The following is a 3,310-nucleotide window of genomic DNA, read 5'->3' as shown; positions in this document are numbered from 1 at the left end:
GCTCCCATCAGCGTGCCGCCGAACCACGCCGCAGCACCAAGATCATGCAATGACCGGACCACGGTATTGCGAGTCGACATGAAAATCCCTCCCGAAAAATCAATGCGCTGGCGCAGCACTGCTCGACGCCGGCTCTACCCGGCACGGGTAGACATGTGCCGAACATCTGAAACATTGCGCTATTGGGCCACCGCTTATTCGAGCCCGAGCAGTCGCTCGGCGTTGAGGTGGGCGATCTTCTGCCGGTCCCCCGGCGGGATCGGCAGCTGCTCCAGGAATCGGCGGCCGGCCGCCATGTCGGCAAACGGATAGTCGGCGGTGAACACCACCCGGTCGACACCGATCACGTTGGCCATGGCCTGGTAGGCGTTGAACGACAAGCTCCAGCTGGGATCAACCGAGCCGGGTTGCTGCCCGGCGAACTCGCCCGCCAGGATGCCGCCGTAGAAGTTCTCCCGCAGGTACTCCTTGACGGTCCGCTTGAGGCCGCTCTCCTCTGGGGGGAACGAGTAGTCCGTCCGCCACGCCATCCAACTCAGCGCCTCGAAGTGATGGCCGACGATCACCTGCAGTTTGGGAAAGCGATCGAACACGCCGCCGAGAATGAGCCTGACGCAATGGATTCCGGTGTCGATATGCCAACCGAGCCCCGCCACGGCCAACTTGGCCGACACCGCCGGCGCAAGGCCTTGGTAGTACGCGTCGATCACCGGCCGCGGGGGAACCGTGGGATGCAGATAGATCGGTACGCCGAGTGTTTCGGCCGCTTCGAACACCGGCCAGAAGAACTGGTCGTCGAGGTAGCGGCCGTCGACGTGACCATTGATCAGCGCGCCGACGAAGTGATGGTCGCGCACCGTCCGTTCCAGCTCCGCCACGGCCGCGTCGGGATCGCGCATGGGCAGGGTGGCGAAGCCCAGAAAGCGGTCCGGATGCTCGGTGGCTGCGACGACGACGGCGTCGTTGGCCTGCCGCGCGAGTTCGACGGCCTGCGGCACCTCGACCGCCTCGACGCCGGGAACATTGGAAAGGATCTGCACGTCGATACCCGCGGCGTCCATTGCGGCGATTCGCCCCTCCCCCAGGTCTTCAATGCCCGGCGGCGGCCACCCGCGTCCTCCCGTGCTCACATCGAATAATTTGCGAGGGCTGTTGGGGTGCGCGTCCGCGATAGCCGGCAGCGTGTAGTGCTCCTCGAAGGCAATGATCTTCATGAGCCCAGTCATACCGAACGGATCTGGGTGTCGGCTGGTAGGCCAAACGGTTAGCCGCTGGTGTGGGCGATCAACACGTCGATTTTGGCCCGAGTGGCCACGGCTCCGGGGATCGAGAACACCCGGCCGATGATCGCGGCTCCGGTGTCCAGTCCGACATTGCCGACCACCAGCAAATCGGCGCGTACTTCCTCGGCAAGATCCACCAGCGCATGCACGGGAGCACCCTTGATGGGGCGGTCCTCGATGTTGGTCGCCCCCGCCGCCTTGGCGCGATCACGTGCATCGTGCAACATCGCGTAAATAGGTGCGTTTCCGGAGACCTTGTAGGCCTCCTTCCCGAGGGCATCGGCCGCGCGCAGGTCGTCTTTCTCCGGTAGGTAGCCAGTCGCGATGATCAGCTTCGCGTTGGCCTCGGCCGCAATCTTGCCGGCGCGCTCGACCGCGCGCAGTGAAGACTCCGAGCCGTCGGTGCCGACCACCACCGTCTTGTAGGTCGTCATGTTCCCCTCCGCAGCGTTGTTGGCAAGGTTCTCCAGGTCCTGCAGAACCCTAGCGCCGCTGGCCATCGCGGCCCGAAGTTTCGGCCAGATTGGCGTATGTCTCTCGCCGGCCGCGTTAGCGCTTAGCCGATTCAAATCATTCCGCTGCGTTCGAGAGCTTTGGCACACTCCACAGCATGCTTCCCCATGATCGTTCCCAGCGAGGTGTAGGCCGCGAACTGAGCCTCGTTGAACCATTGGTCGGATGTCGAATCATGAGGGAACACCTCACTCTCCGCCGCATAGGTCAGCAGCCACTCTGGACAACCTTCCCATAGAACAGCTTTCGCGAAAATCAGAACGCCGCGCGGATTCTGCGACTCCGTCAACCCCGCCGCCAACGGGTATTTGATTCTGCCGAAAGTCACGGTTCCTTTTGTGAGTCGGCCATTCAAGCCAGCTAACGCGTGTCCTTCGGGAAATGGCCTGCCGGAGCCAGGAGCGATGTTGTTCACCGAGTAGGGGCCGTGCTCGTTGAGTTCAATCGTTACGCCCAATTCGTATTCCGCCAGCCGCATCGCATCCGACAATGTGCTGAGTAGCGGAGGGGCATCGCCGCCGGCGTCGATGCAGAAGACGAGGCGACAGCGTCGGCGCAGTGCCTCGACCAGTCCAAGGTTCTCGTAGTGGCCGCCGTCGGTCAACTGCACAAGGCGCGCGTCGTCGTAGTTGAAGCCGAAGAGTTCACGATAGAAGTACCCCGCGCCCCGGATGGTAGGCAATGACGTTGGCCACGGGCGGTTTTCGTCTTCTGGGTCAACGCGGTCACCTTTTTGTGCGCCAACCAGGTTGCCCACAAGTTTGGGATTCGGCAGCCATGTTCCGAGTCGGGCACCCGAAACGGCCAGCAGTTTCTGATAGCCGTTGTCCATCCGTCCCATTGCTGAAGCAAACGCTGCACCGCTCACTGCGACTGATGCCTCGACTGTGAGATCTCGCTTCAGTCGCGGCGGCGCTACGTCGAACAGCTGCCGGGTCTTGAGCCATCCGAGATCGGGGCCACCGATGTGGTCAGCGCTGAGAACGTAAGACACCGCGTTGAGACCGGGCGCCGGGGTTGCTGCTCCCGACAGGGTGGCCGCGGCGGCGAAGACGAATTTCGGGCCCTTGGCTGGAGCATGACCGTAGTCAGGCAGCCAAGTCCATTCGGTCGCCGGATAACGCTCGGCTTGCCAACCGCACGGCGATGCTTTGACGCGACGCACAGCGAAGGTTCGTGCCAGCCGTAGCCGATAAAACGGATGCAAGCTCAGCGACGTGACGTCTGCAAAGCCAAGGAACAGCAAGGCAGCACTGAGCAGGAGCAACTCCATCACCCACCCATAGCTGGGCAAGACCGGGATGGCGCCTTGGCAGGCATAGGGTGCGGCTCGTTGAAAGATATCGACGGCAAAGCTTCCGAGCACCGCAAGCCACGCCAATCCCAGTAGCGCAAACGTCCCCAGCACCAGGATCAGCTGCAGAACACCTGGCGGTAGTAGCCGCGTCCACCTGGACGCCGTCGCCGCATCGTTGAGGGGCAGCGCGTCGCGCTTCTTGAGCAGCATCGTGACG

At 62.9% G+C, this 3,310-nt stretch carries 3 protein-coding genes; all 3 read right to left on the bottom strand.

Features of this window, described 5'->3' with window-relative positions; translation table 11 throughout:
• Window positions 1-194 precede the first annotated feature (194 nt).
• The 3 genes from WA317_RS01245 to WA317_RS01235 all read right to left on the bottom strand — a co-directional run bounded on the left by WA317_RS01245 (window position 195) and on the right by WA317_RS01235 (window position 3,177).
• On the bottom strand, window positions 195-1,214 hold the full coding sequence (locus WA317_RS01245; protein WP_425171301.1) for an amidohydrolase family protein: 1,020 nt from the start codon (window positions 1,212-1,214) through the stop codon (window positions 195-197).
• A 50-nt stretch (window positions 1,215-1,264) separates the two neighbouring features.
• Window positions 1,265-1,717 (bottom strand): universal stress protein, encoded by a 453-nt coding sequence (locus WA317_RS01240; RefSeq protein WP_425171300.1) that lies wholly within the window; start codon window positions 1,715-1,717, stop codon window positions 1,265-1,267.
• A gap of 131 nt (window positions 1,718-1,848) precedes the next feature.
• Entirely contained in the window at window positions 1,849-3,177 is a 1,329-nt protein-coding gene (locus WA317_RS01235; RefSeq protein ID WP_425171299.1) for a hypothetical protein, read from the bottom strand.
• Between the last annotated feature and the right edge of the window lie 133 nt (window positions 3,178-3,310).

It is taken from the genome of Mycobacterium sp. (assembly GCF_049802695.1).
Taxonomy (GTDB): Bacteria; Actinomycetota; Actinomycetes; order Mycobacteriales; family Mycobacteriaceae; genus Mycobacterium.
Note: the sequence above shows the minus strand (reverse complement) of the source record. Positions and strands in the feature narration are given on the sequence as shown.

Excerpts from the sequence above, each read along its gene's own strand:
- WA317_RS01245 (WP_425171301.1), bottom strand. The coding sequence starts at position 1,214 with ATGAAGATCATTGCCTTCGAGGAGCACTACACGCTGCCGGCTATCGCG.
- WA317_RS01240 (WP_425171300.1), bottom strand. The coding sequence starts at position 1,717 with ATGACGACCTACAAGACGGTGGTGGTCGGCACCGACGGCTCGGAGTCT.